The following is a 19,085-nucleotide window of genomic DNA, read 5'->3' as shown; positions in this document are numbered from 1 at the left end:
TATTTATGGATAAAGATTTATTTAAGAAAACAGAAGCTATTTTATATGACTATAATAATTTAGCTTTGAGGATAGAGTTATTAAAAGCAGAAATTAAAGATTTAGAAGAATCTTATAAAGGGTGTGGGTCTATTGGATATGAAGAAAGGACACAATCAACTAACAAGTTTAGTTCATCAGTAGAGAATGAAATAATAGAAAGAGAAAAGGAATTAAAAGTATTAAGGGATGATTTATCGAAAAAGATAACTTTAAAACGTAGAATTGATGGAGCGGTTCAAGGTTTAAATGATGAAGAAAGAAAGCTAGTTGAATTAAGATATATAAATAAAAGATCATTAAGCTGGAATCAGATAGCTTTTGTACTTAAGTACAGTCAAGAGTATTGCAGGAAAGATTTGAGAAATAAAGCAATAATTAGTATAATAGATATTATCTTTTATAATCCATATATACAGAATAAATTGGTTTTGAACTAATATGAAAAAATTATTATATGAGTTATTATTTTAATGGAGAGGTGATTAAAGTGACAGAAATAATAGAATTTGAAGATACGAAGTATGAAAATTATTCAGAATATTGTAGAGCAAGGGGATTAGATAAAATAGAGGAGTGTCCAATATGTAATGTTGGTATATCTCCAGATATAAAGGCAATATTCAACCATAATGAGGATGAGTATTTAATCAGTATTTGTCCTAGCTGTGAAGAAGTATTCATTATAAAATATGGATTTGGTAGTGGTGGGAATTTTAGATTTATTGACATATTCCCTAAAAATGAAAAGGATACTATATTTGATGACAAGATAGAAGAAGTATCTCAACAATTTATTAAGATTTATGAACAAGCTAGTAAAGCAGAGAAAAATGGACTAGATGAAATTGCGGGTATGGGATATAGAAAGGCATTAGAGTTTTTGATAAAAGATTATGTATCAAAAATTAATTCAGATCAAGAAGAAGAAATAAAGAAAATGCTATTATCAAGATGTATAAACGATTTGATAGAAAATCCTAAAATAAAATCTATGGCACAACGTGCTGCTTGGTTAGGAAATGATGAAACTCATTACATAAGAAAATGGGAGGATAAAGATATAACCGATTTGAAAAATATTATAGATTTAACTGTATATTGGATACTTTTTGAAATGCATACAAAAGAATACGAAGAGATAATGAGTAGATAAAAAATAACTACCGCTTTTGTACCATAATACTACCAACATAGTACTGTTTATTTGTAGTATTCTATATATGAGTACAGGCTTAACATAAGCGTTCATAAATCTCAAAGTACTATACCCTTTTGTTCTATAAAAAGGTAGCATTAATTTGCTACCGTATGGAAAGTTACTCAAGTGGTTAAGAGGGCAGTTTGCTAAACTGTTAGTAGGTGTTAAGAGCATCTAGCAAGAGTTCGAATCTCTTACTTTCCAACACGTTCTCATTATTAACCTCGGTAGGGATTATGAACATTCAGTAAAGAATCTAGTTTATTAAACTTGGTTCTTTTTTGAGGTTGGAAAAAATGTTATAATAATACATATTAGATACTAGGGAGGAGAAATAATGAAAATGAGATTTGTTCAAATTAAAAAGTTAATAAGTAAATTAGAGGAAAAAGGATTAAATAGAACTAAGGATGAAGATGACTTATTAAAAGAACTAAAATTGGTTGATTTAGTAACAAAGGATGGTGTGTATTTAAACGAAAGTCTTAAAATGGATCCCAATAAATGCCCAACATGTGGAAGACCTAGGTAAACATGGCGATTGGTTGTTTTTATGTATCTAAAAATGAGGATATTGAATATGATATAGTTTTTGCTAAAAATGATAGTGCTTGTAATGGAGAAATTCCTGAAGAACAGGTAAAGGTATATGAGATGTCAGAGGATATAGTTGAGGTAATAAAATCTTTAATTAACTCAAGTAAACAGAAAAAAGATGAATACTTTGAAAAACTACTGTCTAACACACAGGTTGGACTAGTGGGAGAAAATGCGCAACCAGAAATAGCTTTAAAGGGTTTAAAAAAGCTAAAAGTTGAGATGGTAGCAAGTGAAAGTGGTCGTATTAAGAATTATTATATGATGAAGCTTGGGATGATAGCATTAAGTTTAATTTGTTTAAGTGGTTTTATTGTATTCATAATTAATAATATGCATATATTCTATTTAAATAAATATTTTTTTGTTTTTCAAGGTGCTATGGTAGGTGCATGGATATCATTTGGAGCTAGAAAAGTAGAACTAAAGTTTGAAGAATTAAGTAAGATTGAAGTGGATTTGCTAAACCCATTATTAAGGCTAATCTTTATAGGAATTTGTTCAATAGTATTATATCTATTTTTTTCATGCGGAATAATAAGTTTTAAGGTTGGAAGTTTTACTAGTGAAATTTTACCTAATTCAATTGAGGCACAATATTTATTAGGAACTTTATGTGGATTAATAGAATATAAGATAGCTGTAAATATATATAACAAAGCGGACTCAATTATAAAATTTTAATAAAATTGATTAAATTTTATATTACAATATAAATAAGCGAGGTGGTGATAGGTGGCAAGAGCACCAAATGAAAAAGTAAGCAAAGCTTATGAATTGTACAAGCAAGGATATAAGTTAGTAGATATATCAAAAGAATTAAATATACCATCTAGCACAGTTCGAAGATGGAAGAAAACATATAACTGGGATAGTGAACGTTCGGATAAAAATAATGAACGTTCACTTAAACAGAATAATAAAAAAGTAAAGAAGAAAGAGCCTATTGCAGAAGAAGTAAAAGAGGTATTAAAGAATACTGAACTTACGGATAAGCAAAGGCTCTTTTGTATTTATTATATAAAGAAGTTTAATGCTACTAAGGCATATCAAAAAGCTTATGGATGTAGTTATGAAACAGCATTGGTAAATGGTCCAAGACTGCTAGGAAATGCTAGGATACAAGAAGAAGTTAAAAGTCTTAAAGAAGGCAAGCTTAATAGATTATTATTAAGTGAAGAAGATATATTCCAGAGGTATATGGATATAGCTTTTAGTGATATTGGAGATTACTTATCTTTTAAGAAGCAACGTAAAAATAAATGGACCAAGAGTGACAATGGTGAGGATATTCCAGTTATTAATCCAGACACAGGAGAGCAAGATTACTTTGAATATAATGTAGTAGAGCTTAATGATAGTAAAGAACTAGATACAAGCATATTACAAGAAGTATCAGAGGGAAAAGATGGTGTAAGGATAAAACTTCAAGACAAGATGAAGGCACTTCAATGGTTGGCGGACCATATGGGAATAGCTACAGATAAGCAAAGAGCAGAAATAAAAGTATTAGAATCTAAGATAGTTAATAATGAAAAGAGTAAAGAAGATAAGATTGATGAATACTTTGGTAAATTAGAGGAGTGTTTTAAAAATGCTTGATGATTTATACCATAAAAAGCAACAAGAAGTAATGCGATATGCAATGAATAATGATTACTTTATGCTTATCAATCACGGAGCAAAGAGAACAGGAAAGACTATTTTAGATAATGACTTGTTTTTATATGAGCTTAGAAGAGTTAGAAAGATAGCTAATGAATTTAATATACCTCTTCCACAATATATTTTAGCAGGTGCAGACCTAGGAGCAATACAAAGAAACGTACTTAATGAATTAACTAATAAATATAATATTGATTTTAAGTTTGATAAACATAATAGATTTATATTATTTGGAGTTCAAGTGTGCTGCTTTGGTCATAGTAAAATAAATGACTTAGGAAGAATAAGAGGTATGACTTCATTTGGTGCATATATCAATGAAGGTACAATGGCAAATGAAGAAGTATTTAATGAAATAAAAGCTAGATGTTCTGGAGAAGGTGCAAGGATTTTAATTGATACTAACCCAGATCAACCAGAGCATTGGTTAAAAGTCAACTTTATTGATAAAGCAGACGGTAAAGTAATACAAGCTTTTCATTATGAACTAGATGATAATACTTTCTTAAGTGATAGATACAGGGATAACATTAAGGCATCAACCCCAAGTGGTATGTTTTATGATAGAGATATTAAAGGACTATGGGTATCAGCAGAAGGAATTGTATACAAAGACTTTAGAAAAGATATTCATTATATTAGTTCTAGTAAGCTAAAGGATATTAATTTTGTAAAGTATTTTGCAGGTGTTGACTGGGGATATGAACACTTTGGTTCAATAGTTGTAATTGGTAAAGATGATAAAGGAAACTTGTATTTATTAAAAGAGTACGCTAAGCAATATGAAGAGATAGACTACTGGGTAAAGGTAGGTAACGAAATTAAGGCTAAGTATGGTAATATTCTTTTTTACTGTGATAGTGCAAGACCAGAACACGTTGCAAGATTTAGAAAAGAAGGTTTAAAGGCTAAGAACGCTGATAAATCTAGGTTAAGTGGAATAGAGGAAGTTGCTAAAAGATTTAAGATGGCAACTTTTTTTATTGTAGAAGATGAAGTTGAATTATTTAAAAAAGAAATATTTATGTATGCATGGAATAAGAAAACAGGAGAGCCTATTAAGTTATGGGATGATGTTTTAGATTCAATAAGATATGCGATATACACAGAAAATAAAGGGTCAAGTATAAAAGTTCTTAAATAGAAAGGAGGAATTATATTGTTTGGATTAGGTAAGCCAGTAGGAGCAGCAGGACCTATCAATACTATTCAATGGTTAACAGAAGAATTAAATGATTTCTTAAGTTCAAATAAAAGAAAACTAATGTTAACTGGTGATAAGTATTATGAAGTAGATAATGATATATTCCAAAGGAAGATAACAAGACCTACTGAAAAAGGTGGAGAAGAAGAAGTTAAATATAAGGCTAACAATAAATTAGCACACGCTTTTTATAAGAATTTAGTAGATGAAAAAGTAAACTACCTTTTAGGTAAAGAATACACTTTAAAATCTGATAATGAAGAATATATAAAGAAACTTGATTGGACTTTAGGGGAAGAATTCCTTGATATATTAAATGAGCTTGGATATGAAGCTTCTAATAAGGGGTTAGGATGGTTACATATATTCATAAACGAAGAAGCTAAACTTGATTATATGGTTATTCCTAGCGAACAGGTAATACCAATATGGAAGGATAGAAGGCATAAAGTATTAGATAGACTAATAAGACTTTATGATGTTTTAGTTTATGAAGGAACAGAAAAGAAAACAGTAACTAAGATTGAACTATGGTATCCAGATAAAGTTGAGTATTATGTTAAAGATGGTGAAAAGATATTATTAGATTCAGAGAGATATTTAAACATTGAAGGTGATGCAGGACATTATACTAAAGATGGTAAACAATCAGTATGGAATAGAGTTCCTTTCATAGCGTTTAAGAATAACAGAAAAGAATTAGGCGATATTAAATTTATAAAGAGCTTAGTGGATGGTTATGATTTAAGTAGAAGTGATGTAGCAAACTTTATAGAAGAAGTTAAGAATCTTATATATGTACTTAAGGGATATGATGGTGACGAACTTAGTAAGTTTATGGAATACTTAAATTATTATAGAGCAATAGTTGTAGATGAAGATGGAGCAGTAGATACTTTAAATCCTACTATTGATGTAGAAGCAATTAAGATACATTATGAACAATTAAAAAGAGATATCAATGAATGTGGGCAAGGAGTAAGTAAAGACTTAGATAAGTTTGGTAGTGCTCCAAGTGGTATAGCATTAAAGTTCTTATATAGTGGATTAGATTTAAAATGTAACTCTTTAGAAGTTTTATTTAAGAAAGCTTTTAAGGAGTTATTGTATTTTATAAATATATATTTAAGTGAGAGTAGTCAAGGCTCATATAAAGATGTACCAGTTGAATTAATATTTAATAAGAATATTAAGATTAATGAAACTGAAACTATTAGTAATTGTGTTAATAGTAAAGGAGTAATTAGTAATAAAACTATAATGTCTAATCATCCTTGGGTTAAAGATCCAGTAGCAGAGCAGGAACAACTTGATAAAGAAAAAGAAGAGTTTGGAATAAACTTTGATAAGATACCATTACCTCATAAAAAAGTAGGTGAAGGTGATGAAGAATAGTGAGTACTGGGAAAAGAGAGTAGCAGAACCTACTTGGAATTTATACAATTCACTAGAAGAAAAGAACAGAGCATTATTAGAAATGTATCAAGAAGCAAGTAATAACATAGCAGAGGAACTGTATAAGCTTACAGAGAAGATACAATCATCTACACCTACATTAAGTGATATGCATAAGTATAATAGGCTCACAAACCTACAGAACAATATGAATTCTATTATTAAAGAACTTGGGTTAAACGTAGAGAACTTTGGTAAAAAGAATATGTATGAAGGTTTCAGTAAGAACTATAAGGTTATTATGGAAGCATTAGGAGAAATAGATTTTTCAATGCCTAATACAAAACTTATGGAAGAAATGCTTAATAGACCTTGGTTAGGTAGTAACTACTCAGAAAGACTTTGGAAGAATACTAAAGTTTTAGCTATGAATATGAATGAGATACTTACAACAGGGTTACAACAAGGTAAGACAGTAACAGAAATGGTTATTCAACTTAATAACAGGATGAATAATGGTTTTAATGAATCTCACAGATTAGTAAGAACAGAAACAATGCATTATTTAAATGAGAGTAGTTTTAAAGCTTATGAAGATGCAGGATGTAAGGAAGTTCAGTTATGGGCTGCATCAGATGAAAGGACTTGCCCTAGATGTGGAGTTAAGCACGGTAATATTTATAGAATGAAGGATAGACCTAGTTTACCACTTCACGCTAATTGTAGGTGTACTTACTTACCAGTAGTTGATGCTAAGGATGCAATTAAAGACCACGATAAAGCTAAAGAAGATATAAATAATGAGTTTAGTAGAAGAAGTAATGAAGGATATAAGTTTAATGATGATGGAACTATAAAAATAACCGAGGATCATAAAGGAGAACACTTTAGTATTCCTAGACAACATAAACCATATTCAGTAATAGAAACTGATTCTATTAAAAAAGGAATTAGGCAAATAGATAGAACTTATTATAACAAAGATGGTATGATGGCAAAACAAGTTCATTCTGGACCACACGGAGCACCTAAGTTACATCCATATGGAAAGAACGGAGAACATTGCCATAAATATAGTTGGGATAAAGAAGGAAAATGTAAGAGAATTACCAAAGAATTAAGTCATAAAGATAGAAAGTTAAATAAGGATATATTATAATAAAGGTAAGGAAGTGATTTTATGACAAGAAAAGAGTTAAAAGATTTTGTTGAAATAAATGATACGTCTTTTTTCTATAATGGAAAAGAATATTATATATTCTTATTGAATGATGGATTTAATGTTGGGTGTTATGATGATGATAAATCAAAGTTTTTTAAAGAATATGATGATATGCTTAAAGAATGGAAGATTGAAGGTAAATCATTAGGAACAATATTAGATAAGATTGAATTAAATTATTAAAAGCATCTACTTAGATAATGAGTAGGTGCTTTTATTATGTCTAAATTTAAGGAGGAACAATTATGTTAGCTGAATGTGATAAATGTAATTTTGAATTTGAACCAAAGCAAGAAATAGAAAAGGTTAAAGGTGATATAAGAAGAGTTTACTTTATTTGTCCTAATTGTGGGAAGAAGTATATAGCTTACTATCTAAGTAGCAAGATAGAACAAAAGCAAGATAAAATAAGAAAATTAATAGTAAAACTTAATACTTATTTTAAAGGAACCGATAAAGGGAAAGTGTATTTGAAAGAGTATGAATCACTGAATAAGGAAATTAAAGAGGATATGCAAAATTTAAGAAAAAGATTTGGTAATTAGTAACTCTATTAATTTTACAATATATAATTTTACAAGGTATAATTGATAGTAATTAATTTATATTGGAGGAATTATATATTGAAATTAGTACAATGGATTATTGATTGGGTTAACCATACTACTCCAGATGGATGGCTTTCGCTTTGGGGAAGTATACTAGGGTTTGTAGGTATAATCTGGACTATAAAGCATACAAAAAAACAATTTAATAAGGAAAAGAAAATTAATGTAAAACCGTTTCTGAACGTTGATTTGATAAACCATAAAGAAAATGGAAGAAGTTTAGGATTAATTGAAATAAATCAATTTAAAAATAGAAATATGTATGAAGATACTAAGATAGGACTAGAAATTTCTAATTTAGGGTTAGGCAATTGTTTAGGATGTAAATTAATTGAGATTAATAAACAGGGTAGAAGCATTAATGAAGATAATATATTTATTGGAAATATAAAGAAAGACAGTAGTGTTGTTCATAACATTAAGTTTATAATTTGGTATGGAGATATTTTAGATAATTATAAGAAAAAATATGTAGGGGGGAAAATAAAAGATTTTAGTGAATCATATAGAACGTTAGAGGAAGAGATAAATAAATCAGAAATTAATAGAATAGAGATTGTATTTTTATATAAAGATGTCTTAGATACTGTGTACAAAAAAAGCGTATACTTAGATATAGGTGTTATATTTAATATTAAAACTAATGATATTCATTATATAGAGGATATAGAATTTTCAAGGATTTATTATAGAATAAAGGAAAATTATCAGAAGGAAATTTGAAAAAGTCTTAGAAATAAGGCTTTTTTGTTTTGCCTTTTTTACTTTATTCCAGGCGTAAAAGAAGAAATAAGTAACTATATTAGAGAAGCAAACTCGTATTAAAGCGTAAATATAGGAGGGATTCAAAATGAAGTTTGAAGAATTATTAAAAGCTCAAGGTTTAACTGATGAACAAATTAAATCAGTTATGGGAGCAATGAAAAAAGAAAAGATTTATACTACTACTCTTGAAAATGCAGAGGATAGGTATAACAAATTAAAAGGTCAGAAAGAAGATTTAGACGAGCAGATTAAAACTGCTAATAACACAATCAAAGATCTAAAGAAAAATAATGCTGATAATGAGGAATTGCAAAAGACTATTAAGCAGCATGAAGATACTATCAAGACTCTAAAAACTGATAGTGAAACAAAGATTAGAAATTTAACTTTAGATAGTGCTATTAGTAATGCATTAACTAAAGCCAAAGCAAAGCATTCTGATTTATTATCTAGCAAGATTGATAGAGATAAGTTAGTAATAAATGAGGATGGAACAGTAACAGGATTAGATGAACAGCTTAAAGGATTTAAAGATACCTATAAAGATATGTTTGAAGTTACTTTAGGCGGAATTACACCACCTAACCCAGATAGTAAACCAAGTGTAGGAAACTCTTGGGAAGATTTTGTTAATAATGCTGATAATATGACTGCTGAACAAATAGCAGAAGCATATAACAATTTAAAATAAGAAAGGATGATGAATAATGTCAGTAGAAAGTTTTAAGCCACAATTATGGGAGGGTACATTACTTGCAAACTTCCATAACATAAGTATTGCGGATGCAATAACAAGTAAACCAACAGATATAAAAGGTAATAAGGTTACATTCAATAGAATAGGATCAGGAACAGTTAAAGATTATGAAGGAAGTATTGCTTGGGATGATATAAATACAACTCCAATAGATATGACTTTTGAGCAAAAGAAATATTTTGCATTTTCACTTGAGGATGTAGATAAGGTTCAATTAAAAGGTGATGTTATGAAAGCAACAACTGCTGAACATGCAGCGGTATTAGCAGAAACATATGATGGATATGTATTAAGCAAGTTAGCAAGCAATAAAAAGAATGTATTAGCAGCTAAGGAGTTAACACCTCTAAATGTTTATGATGCAATAGTAGATATGGGAACTAAATTAAGTAAAAATAAAGTTCCTAAAACAGATAGATTTGTAACTGTAGATGCAGAAATCCTTGGATTATTATCTAAAGATGCTAGGTTTACTAAAAATCCAAGTGTACTAGCTAATGGATTTGTTGAAGGACAAAAAATAAATGGTATGCAAGTTATGGCAAGTGAAGAACTACCAACTAATACTATTGTTGCACATCATAAGAGTGCTATAGGTGCTGCTAAACAGTTATCAGAAACAGAAGCAATGAGATTGCAAAGTTCATTTGCAGATGGTATTAGAGGATTATGTGTATATGATAGTGTTATTTTAAGAGAAGATGCTATTGTAACTCAAAAGTATACATTGAATCCTAATGTTACTGCACCACAGCCACAAGCATAGAAGAGAGGGTAAAACCTCTCTATTTTAATTTAAGAAGGTGATTAAGATAGATAGTAAGGTTTTATTAGAAAAAATAAAAAGAAGAAGTAATTCAGCAGCTAATCAATCGGATGAATTAATCAATGATCTTATTGAAGAAACTCAAGAAGAAATAAAAGCCTATATTCATAGAGAAGATATTCCACCAAGTTTAGAGGGATCATTAATTGAATTAGTAATTATCAAATGTAATAGGCTAGGAACAGAGGGAATAAGTTCAGAAAGTTTTAGTGGAGTTAGTACAAGTTATCTTGATGGATTTCCTAAAGATATAACAAAGAAATTAAGAAGTTGCAGAAAGCTTCCTTAGGTGGTGAGAATATGAGTATTAATTCAGAAATGAGAAAACTTATATTACAAGAGAATAAAGAAATAACAACAAAGTCTATGGCTAGAAAGAAAGATTGGGTAGATTTTAAAGAACCTATTTTAATTGCAATCTATGAAACAGATAGTAGAGTTAATACTAATAATGCTAAATGGAAAGAAAGTACTCATATAGGGTTAACATTCAATAAGAATATTACTTCTAAGAACAGGTTAAAGGATGGGGAAAAGATTTATAACATAACAGGAGTAAATCCACAAGGTAGATTAAATCAAGTTTTCTTGAAGGTGATAGAAAATGTCTAATAACGAAGAGTTTAAAAATAGTTGTAAAGAAGCAAAAGCTAAAATGAATATGCAACTAAGAAAAAACATTAATAAATGTTGTTTACTTATTAAAAGAGAAGCTGTTAAAAACTGCCCAGTAGATAGGGGAATATTAAGAGCTAGTATATTTTTTAGAACACTTCATAATATGAGTTCAGTAAATGGTTATGTAGCAAGTAATTTAGAATATGCGCCTTATGTTCACCAAGGTACAGGTATATATGCAGTAAATGGTGATGGAAGAAAAACGCCTTGGAAATATGAAGTTAAAAATGGTAAATATAAAGGTGAACATTGGACTGTAGGACAAAAACCACAACCATTCTTAGAAAATGCTAAGGTTAAGAATATAGATAAGATACAAATAATATTAGGGGAGGGATTGAGATAGAAAACACAATAATTGAGTACTTAAATACAAATAAAGAATTAATTGAGTTAGTTGGTGAAAATAGATTTTTCCCATTAATGACTACAGATATTTCTAAGCCTTCCTTAGTATATTCATATACACCAATATTTAAAGATTATGTAAGTCAAACTCAATTAGAAATAAAGGTGATATGGAATGATTATGATGAAGTAAAAGCTATAGAGAAATGCTTAGAGAAGATATTTATAAATAAAGAAAGTGATGACAAGTTTAAGAAGTATAAAAATATAATATTTAAACCCACAAGAAGTGGAGGAGGAACGTTATTCAGAGATGATCTACAGATGATTGAGAATAGCGTTATTTTTATAATTAAATGGAGGGAAGAAGTAAATGAATAAAGATGAAATAATTTTAGGTTCTGGTGAAATATTTATGTATGAATTTACAGGTGACACTATACCAGAAGATAAAGCAATAGAAACAGAAGAAAATAATGTAGGGTATTGCAATAGTGGATTTAAGATTGATTACAAACCTAAAAAGTATGATGTTAAAAATCAATATGGTAGGGTGGTAAAGTCATTTATTACTGATGAACAGATAAGTGCAAAGACAGGAATAATAAGTTGGGATTTATCAAAGTTAGCTTTATTATCAACAGCAACATTTAAAGAAGATATAGAAAAGAAAGTTAGAAGACTTACGTTTGGTGGTGGTGGAGCTTTAAAACCAATACTATTAAGATTTGTACATGAAAAAGATAATGGTAAGAAATTAAGATTTACTATGATAGGTCAAGGTGGTAATGGGTTTGGATTAGATTTTGCAGAAAAGGAAACTTCAATAAATGCTGAAATACAAGGAATAGAGAAAATTAAAAACTTTCTTGCAGTATTTGAGGAAGAAATGGAAGATGCCGAGATTATACCAGCACCAAAAAATGAAACACCACAGCAATAAGGAGGGCATAGATGTTAGATTTAGATTTAATAAACAATAGTACTTTAGATATAAAGATAAATGGAGAAATAGTAGGGGTTAAAGAACCTACCTATTCTTTAGTTATAAAAACAAAAAAGTTTTTTAATGGATTAGATAAGAGCAAGGATCCAGTAAAATCACAAAATGAAATTTTACTAGAATTTCTGAATAACAATGTTGATAGCAAGAAGTTTACAGAAAGAGATATTATGGCTATGTCTAGTAAGGGAGTTACTGCATTATCTAAATTACTAATAGATACAATAACAGGAGTAGAAGCAAACCCAAACTAAGAACTCCCATTCCAGAAGGGAAAATAGGAAAGCTTATAGTAGAAAAGTACTTTCCAACGGAAGAATGGGAGAATGACATAAAATATATAAATATAACTGCAAATATAAAAGCAATAAGTGAGTATACAGGCTTGAACTTCAATGAGGTTTATAGCTTGTCATATTCACTTTTTTTATTGTACTCAAAAGAATCTTGGATATATGGATTAAAACAAACCGAAAAAGGTAGAGAGTTCTTAGAAACATTATGGGGTCTTACTAGAACAGAAGCAGATTATACAAAAATCAAAGAATTTAAGGCAATGAAAGGAGGTAGTTAGATTATGGCTAATGGAATTGAATTAGCACCGTTATTAGTAGAAGTAAACGCTAAGTTAGACCAATTCAATAGTGCAATGGATAAAGTTGAAGAGCGTGGAGAAAAAACAGCAAATAATGCTACATCAAAGCTAAATAAGATTGGTGGAGGATTAGAAAAAGTTGGCGGTAAACTAACTACTCACGTTTCATTACCACTTATGGCAGTAGGTGGAATTGCAGCTAAAACAGGTATGGATTTCGAAGCTGAAATGTCTAGAGTAAAAGCTATAAGTGGAGCAACTGGGGATGAATTTAAATTACTTGAAGATCAAGCATTATCTTTAGGTCAAAGTACGGCTTTTAGTGCTAGTGAATGTGCTTTAGGTATGGAAAACTTAGCAAGTGCAGGATTTAGTGTTAATGAAATTACCCAAGCTATGCCAGGGCTTTTAGATTTAGCAGCATCTAGTGGCGAAGACCTTGCAACAAGTTCTGAAATAGCAGCATCAACTCTTAGAGGATTTGGATTAGAAGCAAAACAAGCAGGGCACGTTGCAGATGTATTGGCAAAAAATGCAGCAGTTACAAATGCAGCGGTAAAAGATACTGGTGAAGCTATGAAGTATGTTGCACCTAGTGCTAGAGCAGCTGGATTAAGTTTAGAAGAAGTAACAGCAGCTATTGGGTTAATGGCTAATGCAGGTATTAAAGGTAGCCAAGCAGGAACTACTTTAAGGGGAGCTTTAGCAAGACTAGCAAAACCGAGTGATGCTATGGCGGCAGCTATGGAAAGAATAGGATTTACTGCATATGATGCTAATGGGAAAATGAAACCATTATCTACTATGATGGGTGAATTAAATGATAAGACTAAAAAGCTTACTGATGAACAAAAGCAAAATACAATAGCAACAATATTTGGTACTGAAGCATTGAGTGGTATGACAGTATTAATGCAAAACGGTAAAGAAGGTATACAAGAACTTACTAATAATCTTAAGAATTGTGATGGTGCAGCAAAAGAAATGGCTGAAACTATGCAAGATAACACTAAGTCATCTATAGAACAGGCTTTTGGTGCCTTAGAAACTGCTAGTATAAAAGCATTGCAAGTGGCAGCACCTGCTATTAAAAGTGTGGCAGAAGATATTGGAGCATTAGCAGATAAGTTTAGTGAATTAAGTCCAGAAACCCAAGAAATGATTTTAAAGATGGGATTATTTGCAGTAGCAGCAGGACCAGTTATGTCTACAGTTGGAAAAGGTATAAGTCTATTTAGTAAATTAACACCTTTAGTTAGTGCAGCAGGAGTTGCAACAGCGGGAGCAGGAACAGCTGCAGGAGGTGCAGCAATTGGATTTGGTGCATTAAGTACTGTAGCATTGCCTTTAGTTGCTATTGTTGGTGCTGTAGCTGGGGGTATATACTTATTTACTAAGAATACAGAGTTAATGAATGGTAGTTGTTTAAAGAGTAGTGAGGAACTTGGAGTAGTTGGAAATGCTCTAGAAATGTTGCATGGTGATATAGCACTTACAGCGGATGAAATGGATAGGATGAATATAAAACATAAAGACTGGAGCGATAAAATAAGTCCAGAAACCCAAAAAGCACTTACGGAAACATCAGATAAAATATCTAAATTAAATTTTGAGTTGGAAACAACTAATGGTTTGGATGGAGTTATAACAAAGTCACAAATTAATGGTTTAAAGAAAAGAACAGATGAATTGTTTAATGAGACAATTCAGAAAATAAAACAAAGAGCACCAGAGTCACAAAAGGCTATGGCCGAATCTTTTAAAGCAGACGATGGGAAGCTAGATGCTAACGAAAAGAAGTTAAATGAATTCTTTAAGAAATCACAAAATAAACAAATAGAAGAAGTTAGTAAGTATCAAAAACAAATCAATGCGATTTATGATAAAGCATCTAAAGAAAATAGAGATGTCAAGCAAGATGAAATCAAAAAAATTCAAGAGTTAACTATTAAAATGGGACAAGTTAATCTAAGTAATACAGTTAAAAATAATCAAGAGCTTATGGCAGCACAGGCTGATTTTAATGCTAGAATGAAAAATCTAGACATGAATGGATTAAGTGCCTTGTTAACTGAAAAAGCTAATGCTAGAGATAAAGAATTAACAAAAATAAGACAAAATTATGATAAACAAATAGAAGAATTGAAATTATATAGACCTAAAATGAATGCGGAACAACAAAAAGCGTGTGATGATCAGATTAAGAAATTAGAGAAATTAAAAGCAGATAGCGTAAATAATGAAAAGAAAAAATATAGAGGTTTTCTTGATGAAGCTATGAAAAAGTATCCAGAGTTAATAGATTATATCAATACAAGTAATGGACAAATACTAAAAGATGGTGAGCAAAATGATTTTAAAAGATTAAGAAAATATACAAGTCATATGGATGGTATGATGGGTATAACTCAAAGTGGATACTATAAAATATATGATAAAACAAGAGAAAAAATGACAGATTGTTATGTTGAAGTAGATGATGTAAGTGGAAGGATAGTTGGAGCTTGGGATAGATATACAGGTCAAATTTATGGTAATCCTATAAAAGCTAGGGAAGATATAAATGAAGATATAAAAAATGGACAAGTTTTTGCGCCTATAGCAGAAGGATACCATGATAAAGCAAAACAAAAAGTATGGGATGATGCAATAAAGGTTCAATGTAGTAAAGATTGGGATATGTTTGGTTGGGTTAAAGATGCTTGGGGTGGCATAAAAAGTTGGTTTAGTGATAATCCGGTTGAGGTTTCAAGTAGTGGAGGTAGTGGTAACTCAAGTTCACATTACAACGGACTTGATTATGTACCTTATGACGGTTATTTAGCAAGGCTACACAAAGGTGAGAGAGTAATGACTGCTGATGAAAATAGTAAATATAGTAACAGTAATAATACAACAAGCACTACTGTTAACTTTAATGGAAATTATAACTTTAGAGATAGAAATGATATTGATTATTTTATGAATCAAGCAGCTATCAAATTAAAGGGGGTTAGGTAATGATCGTAAATAGTATTGATATATTAGAAAAGTTTAATGCGATTATGACGGGCAGGGATATTCAAGCTTGTAATATAGTAACTTATGAGGAATGGCTTGAAGATTCTTTTGATCCTCATATAAATAAACAAAAAGAAGGTTATAGTGCTATTACGGTTAAACTACTAATCGAAGGTAAGAGTGAGGAAGATAATTTATATAAAATAAGTCAAATAGTAGCTTTATGTAAAAAAGGAGAATTGAAATTTAGTGATTTGGAATTTACCTATAATATTTCTTTAGAAAAACATCAAGAGAAATTAGTAAGCAAAATACTATATGAATTAACACTAAACTTTAAATCTACTTTCAAGCTTAGTGAAGAATTAACTATAGAAATGAATAGAGAAACATTTAAGAGCATTAATGTTAAAGGGAATGAAAAGACACCTTGCATTATAGAGATACTACCATTATGGGATACAATAGATATTTCAATTAGTGGATTAAACGATACATTGATTATAAAAAATCTTAAAGCTAATAAAAAAATAATAATAGATAGTATTAAGGGAACTGTTTTAGAAGAAGGTAAAAATAAATTTGGTGATACTGACTTCTGGGAGTTTCCTTTTTTAGTTTCAGGTACTAATAACATAAGAGTTAACAAAGATACGTGCAATATAAAAATTAAGTATAAAAATAGATATATTTAGAAAGAAGGAATAAAAATGACAAATGAAACTGTAACAAAAGTATCAAGCGATATAAAAGAAACAACAAATTTAAGTGGAGTTATAAATGTTGAAGCTAATGGAATGAATCAACAGGTTATGACTATACAATGTAATTTAGGTGAAAATAGTGTAGCTAATATTCAAACTTACGTAACTAATCAAGAGTTATTTTTAGCAAATAGCCAACAAGTATCAGAAGAAGTTCAAAAGTTTAGAACTAAAGCTACAGAAGTTGCTAAGGGTTTAAACTGTTTTGTATTTTAATTAAGGAAAGTAGGTAAAAAGAATGAGTAAAAAAAGAAACTATAATAAAAAACAAAAGGCAATAGATGTAGATTATAAAGAAGTTAATCAAGATCAGCAGGAACCAAAGCCAACATTTGAAGAAGGAAATTATATAATTCAAGTTGTATCTAAAGGAGAAATAATAAAGAAGTTAGCAGTAGCAGGTGGAGAAATATATATTCAAAAATTAGCAGATGGAGGTCTAACAGTAGACCTTAAATAGAAAGGTGGTTAGACTATGCTACAATTATTTGATAAAAACAACAGAAAAATTGCATTACTAAATAAATGCAAAAATATTTGTATAGAAAGCGTTCTGGAGAGTGGAGATAAAACACTCTCTTTTTTATATCCAAGTGATGATATATTTAACAATAAAATTGAGGAAGAAACTTATATAAGAACTAGATATGATGAGTTTGTAGTAAAGACAAAAGCTAAAGTCAATGAAATGGATTCATATGTTTGTAAACTCAATGTTGAGAACTTAACAGGAAACTTTTTTGATAGATTTGATAGTAAAGAGCAACCTTTATTAAATGCTCTAAATCTTGCTGTAGTTGGAACAGGATGGATTATAAACATAGATAACTATACAAAGAATATTAAAAGGACAATAAGAAAAGTTGCAACTAATAGTTGGAATATACTTAAAGATGTTAAAAAAGTGTATGGAGTAGATATTAGATATGATACTCTAAATAAAGTTATTTACATTTATGATAGTCTTGGTAGTGATAGAGGTATCTATTTTATAGATAGTTTGAATTTAAAGGCCCTACAGGTTCAGAGTAATAGTTATGATTTTTATACAAGAATAGTTCCACAAGGTAAGAATGGTTTAACTATAGAAAGTGTAAATGGTGGAGTTGGATATTTAGAAAATAAAAAGTATTCATCTAAAACATTAACTTACTTTTGGAAGGATGAAAGGTATACTAATCCACAAAGTTTAAAAGAAGATGCACTTAGAAAATTAAATAGTATGTGTATTCCATATAAAAGCTATATAGCACTTATTTCTAATTTAGCAAAAATAAATGAAGAATATAAAGATATTCTTGATTATGAATTAGGAGATACAGTAACACTTATTTCTAGACAAAAGAATGTTAAAGAAAAACAAAGAATAGTTAAGATTAAAGAATACCCTCAAGATCATAGCAAAGATACTGTAGAGTTAGCTAATAAATCACTCAATTTAGATACTGAAAAATTAAAAGTAGATGAAATTGGGGAAACAATAGACAATGTTACAACAGATAATGGAACACTCAAAGGAAGCACAATAGATGGAATTACTACTAAGCAAATAGAAGATTTTGAAGCTAATGTAATTAAGGTTACTAATTTAAAGGCGGTATATGCAGAAATAGAAACACTAAAGGTAGGAAAAGCTGATATACAAAACCTTAATGCAGTAACTGCAAGAATAGGTACACTAGAATCTACTAAAGCAAACATAACTGATTTAACATCTACAAATATTAAAGTAGCAAACTTAGAAGCTAATAAGGCAACTATAACAGATTTAAATGCAACAAGTGGAAAAATAAGTGTTTTAGAAAGTAAAGCAGCTAGTATAGATAATCTTTTAGCAGGAAATCTTACAGCAAATAATTTCAAGGCTAATTCTATAGTAGCAGGCAGTGGAATTATAGCAGATGGAGCTATAGGAGATGCACAGATTAGTTCCTTAAATGCTAATAAAATGAGAGCAGGAACATTAGATACAAGTTTAGTTACTGTATGTGGGCCACAAGGTCGCCTTAAAATATTAGGTAATAAACTACAGATTGTTGATGACGTAAATAATAAATTATTTGAGAGAATAATGTTAGGTATTAATGAAAACAATAGAGCATCATTAACATTAAGAGGGGTAGATGGACAAACAGTATTATTAACTGAAGAAGGATTAACTAAAGCAGGGATAACAGATGGATTTAATAAAGCTGATGACAATAGTTTAAATGCAAGTAAATTTGATAAAAACTCTATTGTAAGGCAAGTAAATGGAGCAACAGAATCTATAAAAGGTACTAAAGTAACTGTAGGGGATAGGAGTTTAGATGTAGAACTATCTACTCAAAAGAATACTATTACAAATAATTCTAAAGAACTATCAAGTCAGAGAGCTACGATACAAGCTTTAGATAATGCTATTAAATTAAAATAGAT

The 19,085-nt window shown here is 29.7% G+C and carries 25 protein-coding genes and 1 tRNA gene; all 26 read left to right on the top strand.

All coding sequences use genetic code 11. The features are described from left to right. The first annotated feature begins 5 nt into the window (after positions 1-5). The 26 genes from M4I33_RS10625 (at position 6) to M4I33_RS10500 (ending at position 19,083) form a co-directional block, all read left to right on the top strand. Entirely contained in the window at positions 6-479 is a 474-nt protein-coding gene (locus M4I33_RS10625) for a RinA family protein (protein WP_257916768.1), read from the top strand. Between the two features lie 50 nt (positions 480-529). Next, complete coding sequence (locus M4I33_RS10620) at positions 530-1,195, top strand: DUF4145 domain-containing protein (RefSeq protein ID WP_257916767.1); 666 nt, start codon at positions 530-532, stop codon at positions 1,193-1,195. A 157-nt stretch (positions 1,196-1,352) separates the two neighbouring features. Next, positions 1,353-1,444 (top strand) — tRNA-Ser (locus M4I33_RS10615). Between the two features lie 133 nt (positions 1,445-1,577). Then, the gene (locus M4I33_RS10610) at positions 1,578-1,772 is read left to right on the top strand and encodes a hypothetical protein (protein ID WP_257916765.1); all 195 of its coding nucleotides are present in this window, start codon (positions 1,578-1,580) and stop codon (positions 1,770-1,772) included. Positions 1,773-1,774: 2 nt separating this feature from the next. Beyond that, positions 1,775-2,521, top strand: a complete 747-nt coding sequence (locus M4I33_RS10605) for a hypothetical protein (RefSeq protein ID WP_257916764.1) — start codon at positions 1,775-1,777, stop codon at positions 2,519-2,521. 51 nt (positions 2,522-2,572) lie between these two features. Continuing rightward, positions 2,573-3,439, top strand: a complete 867-nt coding sequence (locus M4I33_RS10600; protein WP_257916763.1) for a terminase small subunit — start codon at positions 2,573-2,575, stop codon at positions 3,437-3,439. Next, positions 3,432-4,646, top strand: a complete 1,215-nt coding sequence (locus M4I33_RS10595) for a PBSX family phage terminase large subunit (protein WP_257916762.1) — start codon at positions 3,432-3,434, stop codon at positions 4,644-4,646. Before M4I33_RS10600 ends, M4I33_RS10595 begins: the two co-directional genes overlap by 8 nt. A gap of 15 nt (positions 4,647-4,661) precedes the next feature. Then, on the top strand, positions 4,662-6,101 hold the full coding sequence (locus M4I33_RS10590) for a phage portal protein (protein WP_257916761.1): 1,440 nt from the start codon (positions 4,662-4,664) through the stop codon (positions 6,099-6,101). Beyond that, on the top strand, positions 6,091-7,260 hold the full coding sequence (locus tag M4I33_RS10585; protein ID WP_257916760.1) for a minor capsid protein: 1,170 nt from the start codon (positions 6,091-6,093) through the stop codon (positions 7,258-7,260). The genes M4I33_RS10590 and M4I33_RS10585 overlap by 11 nt, the downstream gene beginning before the upstream one ends. Before the next feature lie 21 nt (positions 7,261-7,281). Then, positions 7,282-7,506: a hypothetical protein gene (locus tag M4I33_RS10580; protein ID WP_257916759.1), complete on the top strand. Its 225-nt coding sequence runs from the start codon at positions 7,282-7,284 to the stop codon at positions 7,504-7,506. 62 nt (positions 7,507-7,568) lie between these two features. Then, positions 7,569-7,868: a hypothetical protein gene (locus M4I33_RS10575; RefSeq protein ID WP_257916758.1), complete on the top strand. Its 300-nt coding sequence runs from the start codon at positions 7,569-7,571 to the stop codon at positions 7,866-7,868. Positions 7,869-7,946: 78 nt separating this feature from the next. Further along, a complete protein-coding gene (locus M4I33_RS10570) occupies positions 7,947-8,654 on the top strand; it encodes a hypothetical protein (RefSeq protein WP_257916757.1) in 708 nt (235 codons plus the stop codon). A gap of 127 nt (positions 8,655-8,781) precedes the next feature. Beyond that, on the top strand, positions 8,782-9,387 hold the full coding sequence (locus tag M4I33_RS10565; RefSeq protein ID WP_257916756.1) for a phage scaffolding protein: 606 nt from the start codon (positions 8,782-8,784) through the stop codon (positions 9,385-9,387). Positions 9,388-9,403: 16 nt separating this feature from the next. Continuing rightward, positions 9,404-10,219 carry a phage capsid protein gene (locus tag M4I33_RS10560; protein WP_257916755.1) on the top strand — a complete coding sequence of 272 codons (816 nt, stop codon included), beginning with the start codon at positions 9,404-9,406 and terminating at the stop codon, positions 10,217-10,219. 37 nt (positions 10,220-10,256) lie between these two features. After that, positions 10,257-10,568 carry a phage head-tail connector protein gene (locus tag M4I33_RS10555; RefSeq protein ID WP_257916754.1) on the top strand — a complete coding sequence of 104 codons (312 nt, stop codon included), beginning with the start codon at positions 10,257-10,259 and terminating at the stop codon, positions 10,566-10,568. A gap of 11 nt (positions 10,569-10,579) precedes the next feature. Next, positions 10,580-10,891, top strand: coding sequence for a hypothetical protein (locus tag M4I33_RS10550; protein ID WP_257916753.1), 312 nt, complete (start codon positions 10,580-10,582; stop codon positions 10,889-10,891). Further along, a complete protein-coding gene (locus M4I33_RS10545; RefSeq protein ID WP_257916752.1) occupies positions 10,884-11,303 on the top strand; it encodes an HK97 gp10 family phage protein in 420 nt (139 codons plus the stop codon). The genes M4I33_RS10550 and M4I33_RS10545 overlap by 8 nt, the downstream gene beginning before the upstream one ends. 77 nt (positions 11,304-11,380) lie before the next feature. Beyond that, positions 11,381-11,686, top strand: a complete 306-nt coding sequence (locus tag M4I33_RS10540) for a hypothetical protein (protein ID WP_257916751.1) — start codon at positions 11,381-11,383, stop codon at positions 11,684-11,686. After that, positions 11,679-12,248 (top strand): hypothetical protein, encoded by a 570-nt coding sequence (locus tag M4I33_RS10535; protein ID WP_257916750.1) that lies wholly within the window; start codon positions 11,679-11,681, stop codon positions 12,246-12,248. The genes M4I33_RS10540 and M4I33_RS10535 overlap by 8 nt, the downstream gene beginning before the upstream one ends. Before the next feature lie 11 nt (positions 12,249-12,259). Then, positions 12,260-12,562 carry a hypothetical protein gene (locus tag M4I33_RS10530; RefSeq protein ID WP_257916749.1) on the top strand — a complete coding sequence of 101 codons (303 nt, stop codon included), beginning with the start codon at positions 12,260-12,262 and terminating at the stop codon, positions 12,560-12,562. A gap of 155 nt (positions 12,563-12,717) precedes the next feature. Next, positions 12,718-12,882, top strand: a complete 165-nt coding sequence (locus M4I33_RS10525; RefSeq protein WP_257916748.1) for a hypothetical protein — start codon at positions 12,718-12,720, stop codon at positions 12,880-12,882. Positions 12,883-12,885: 3 nt separating this feature from the next. Continuing rightward, positions 12,886-15,903: a phage tail tape measure protein gene (locus M4I33_RS10520; RefSeq protein WP_257916747.1), complete on the top strand. Its 3,018-nt coding sequence runs from the start codon at positions 12,886-12,888 to the stop codon at positions 15,901-15,903. Continuing rightward, entirely contained in the window at positions 15,903-16,598 is a 696-nt protein-coding gene (locus tag M4I33_RS10515; RefSeq protein WP_257916746.1) for a phage tail protein, read from the top strand. The genes M4I33_RS10520 and M4I33_RS10515 overlap by 1 nt, the downstream gene beginning before the upstream one ends. Before the next feature lie 15 nt (positions 16,599-16,613). Beyond that, positions 16,614-16,883 (top strand): hypothetical protein, encoded by a 270-nt coding sequence (locus tag M4I33_RS10510; protein ID WP_257916745.1) that lies wholly within the window; start codon positions 16,614-16,616, stop codon positions 16,881-16,883. 22 nt (positions 16,884-16,905) lie between these two features. Further along, entirely contained in the window at positions 16,906-17,127 is a 222-nt protein-coding gene (locus M4I33_RS10505; protein WP_257916744.1) for a hypothetical protein, read from the top strand. 15 nt (positions 17,128-17,142) lie between these two features. After that, on the top strand, positions 17,143-19,083 hold the full coding sequence (locus M4I33_RS10500; RefSeq protein ID WP_257916743.1) for a phage tail spike protein: 1,941 nt from the start codon (positions 17,143-17,145) through the stop codon (positions 19,081-19,083). Positions 19,084-19,085 lie beyond the last annotated feature (2 nt).

Origin of the sequence: Clostridium sp. LY3-2 (genome assembly GCF_024705715.1) — a bacterium.
Lineage (GTDB): Bacteria > Bacillota > Clostridia > Clostridiales > Clostridiaceae > Clostridium.
This window is presented reverse-complemented; position numbering and strand designations above follow the sequence as displayed.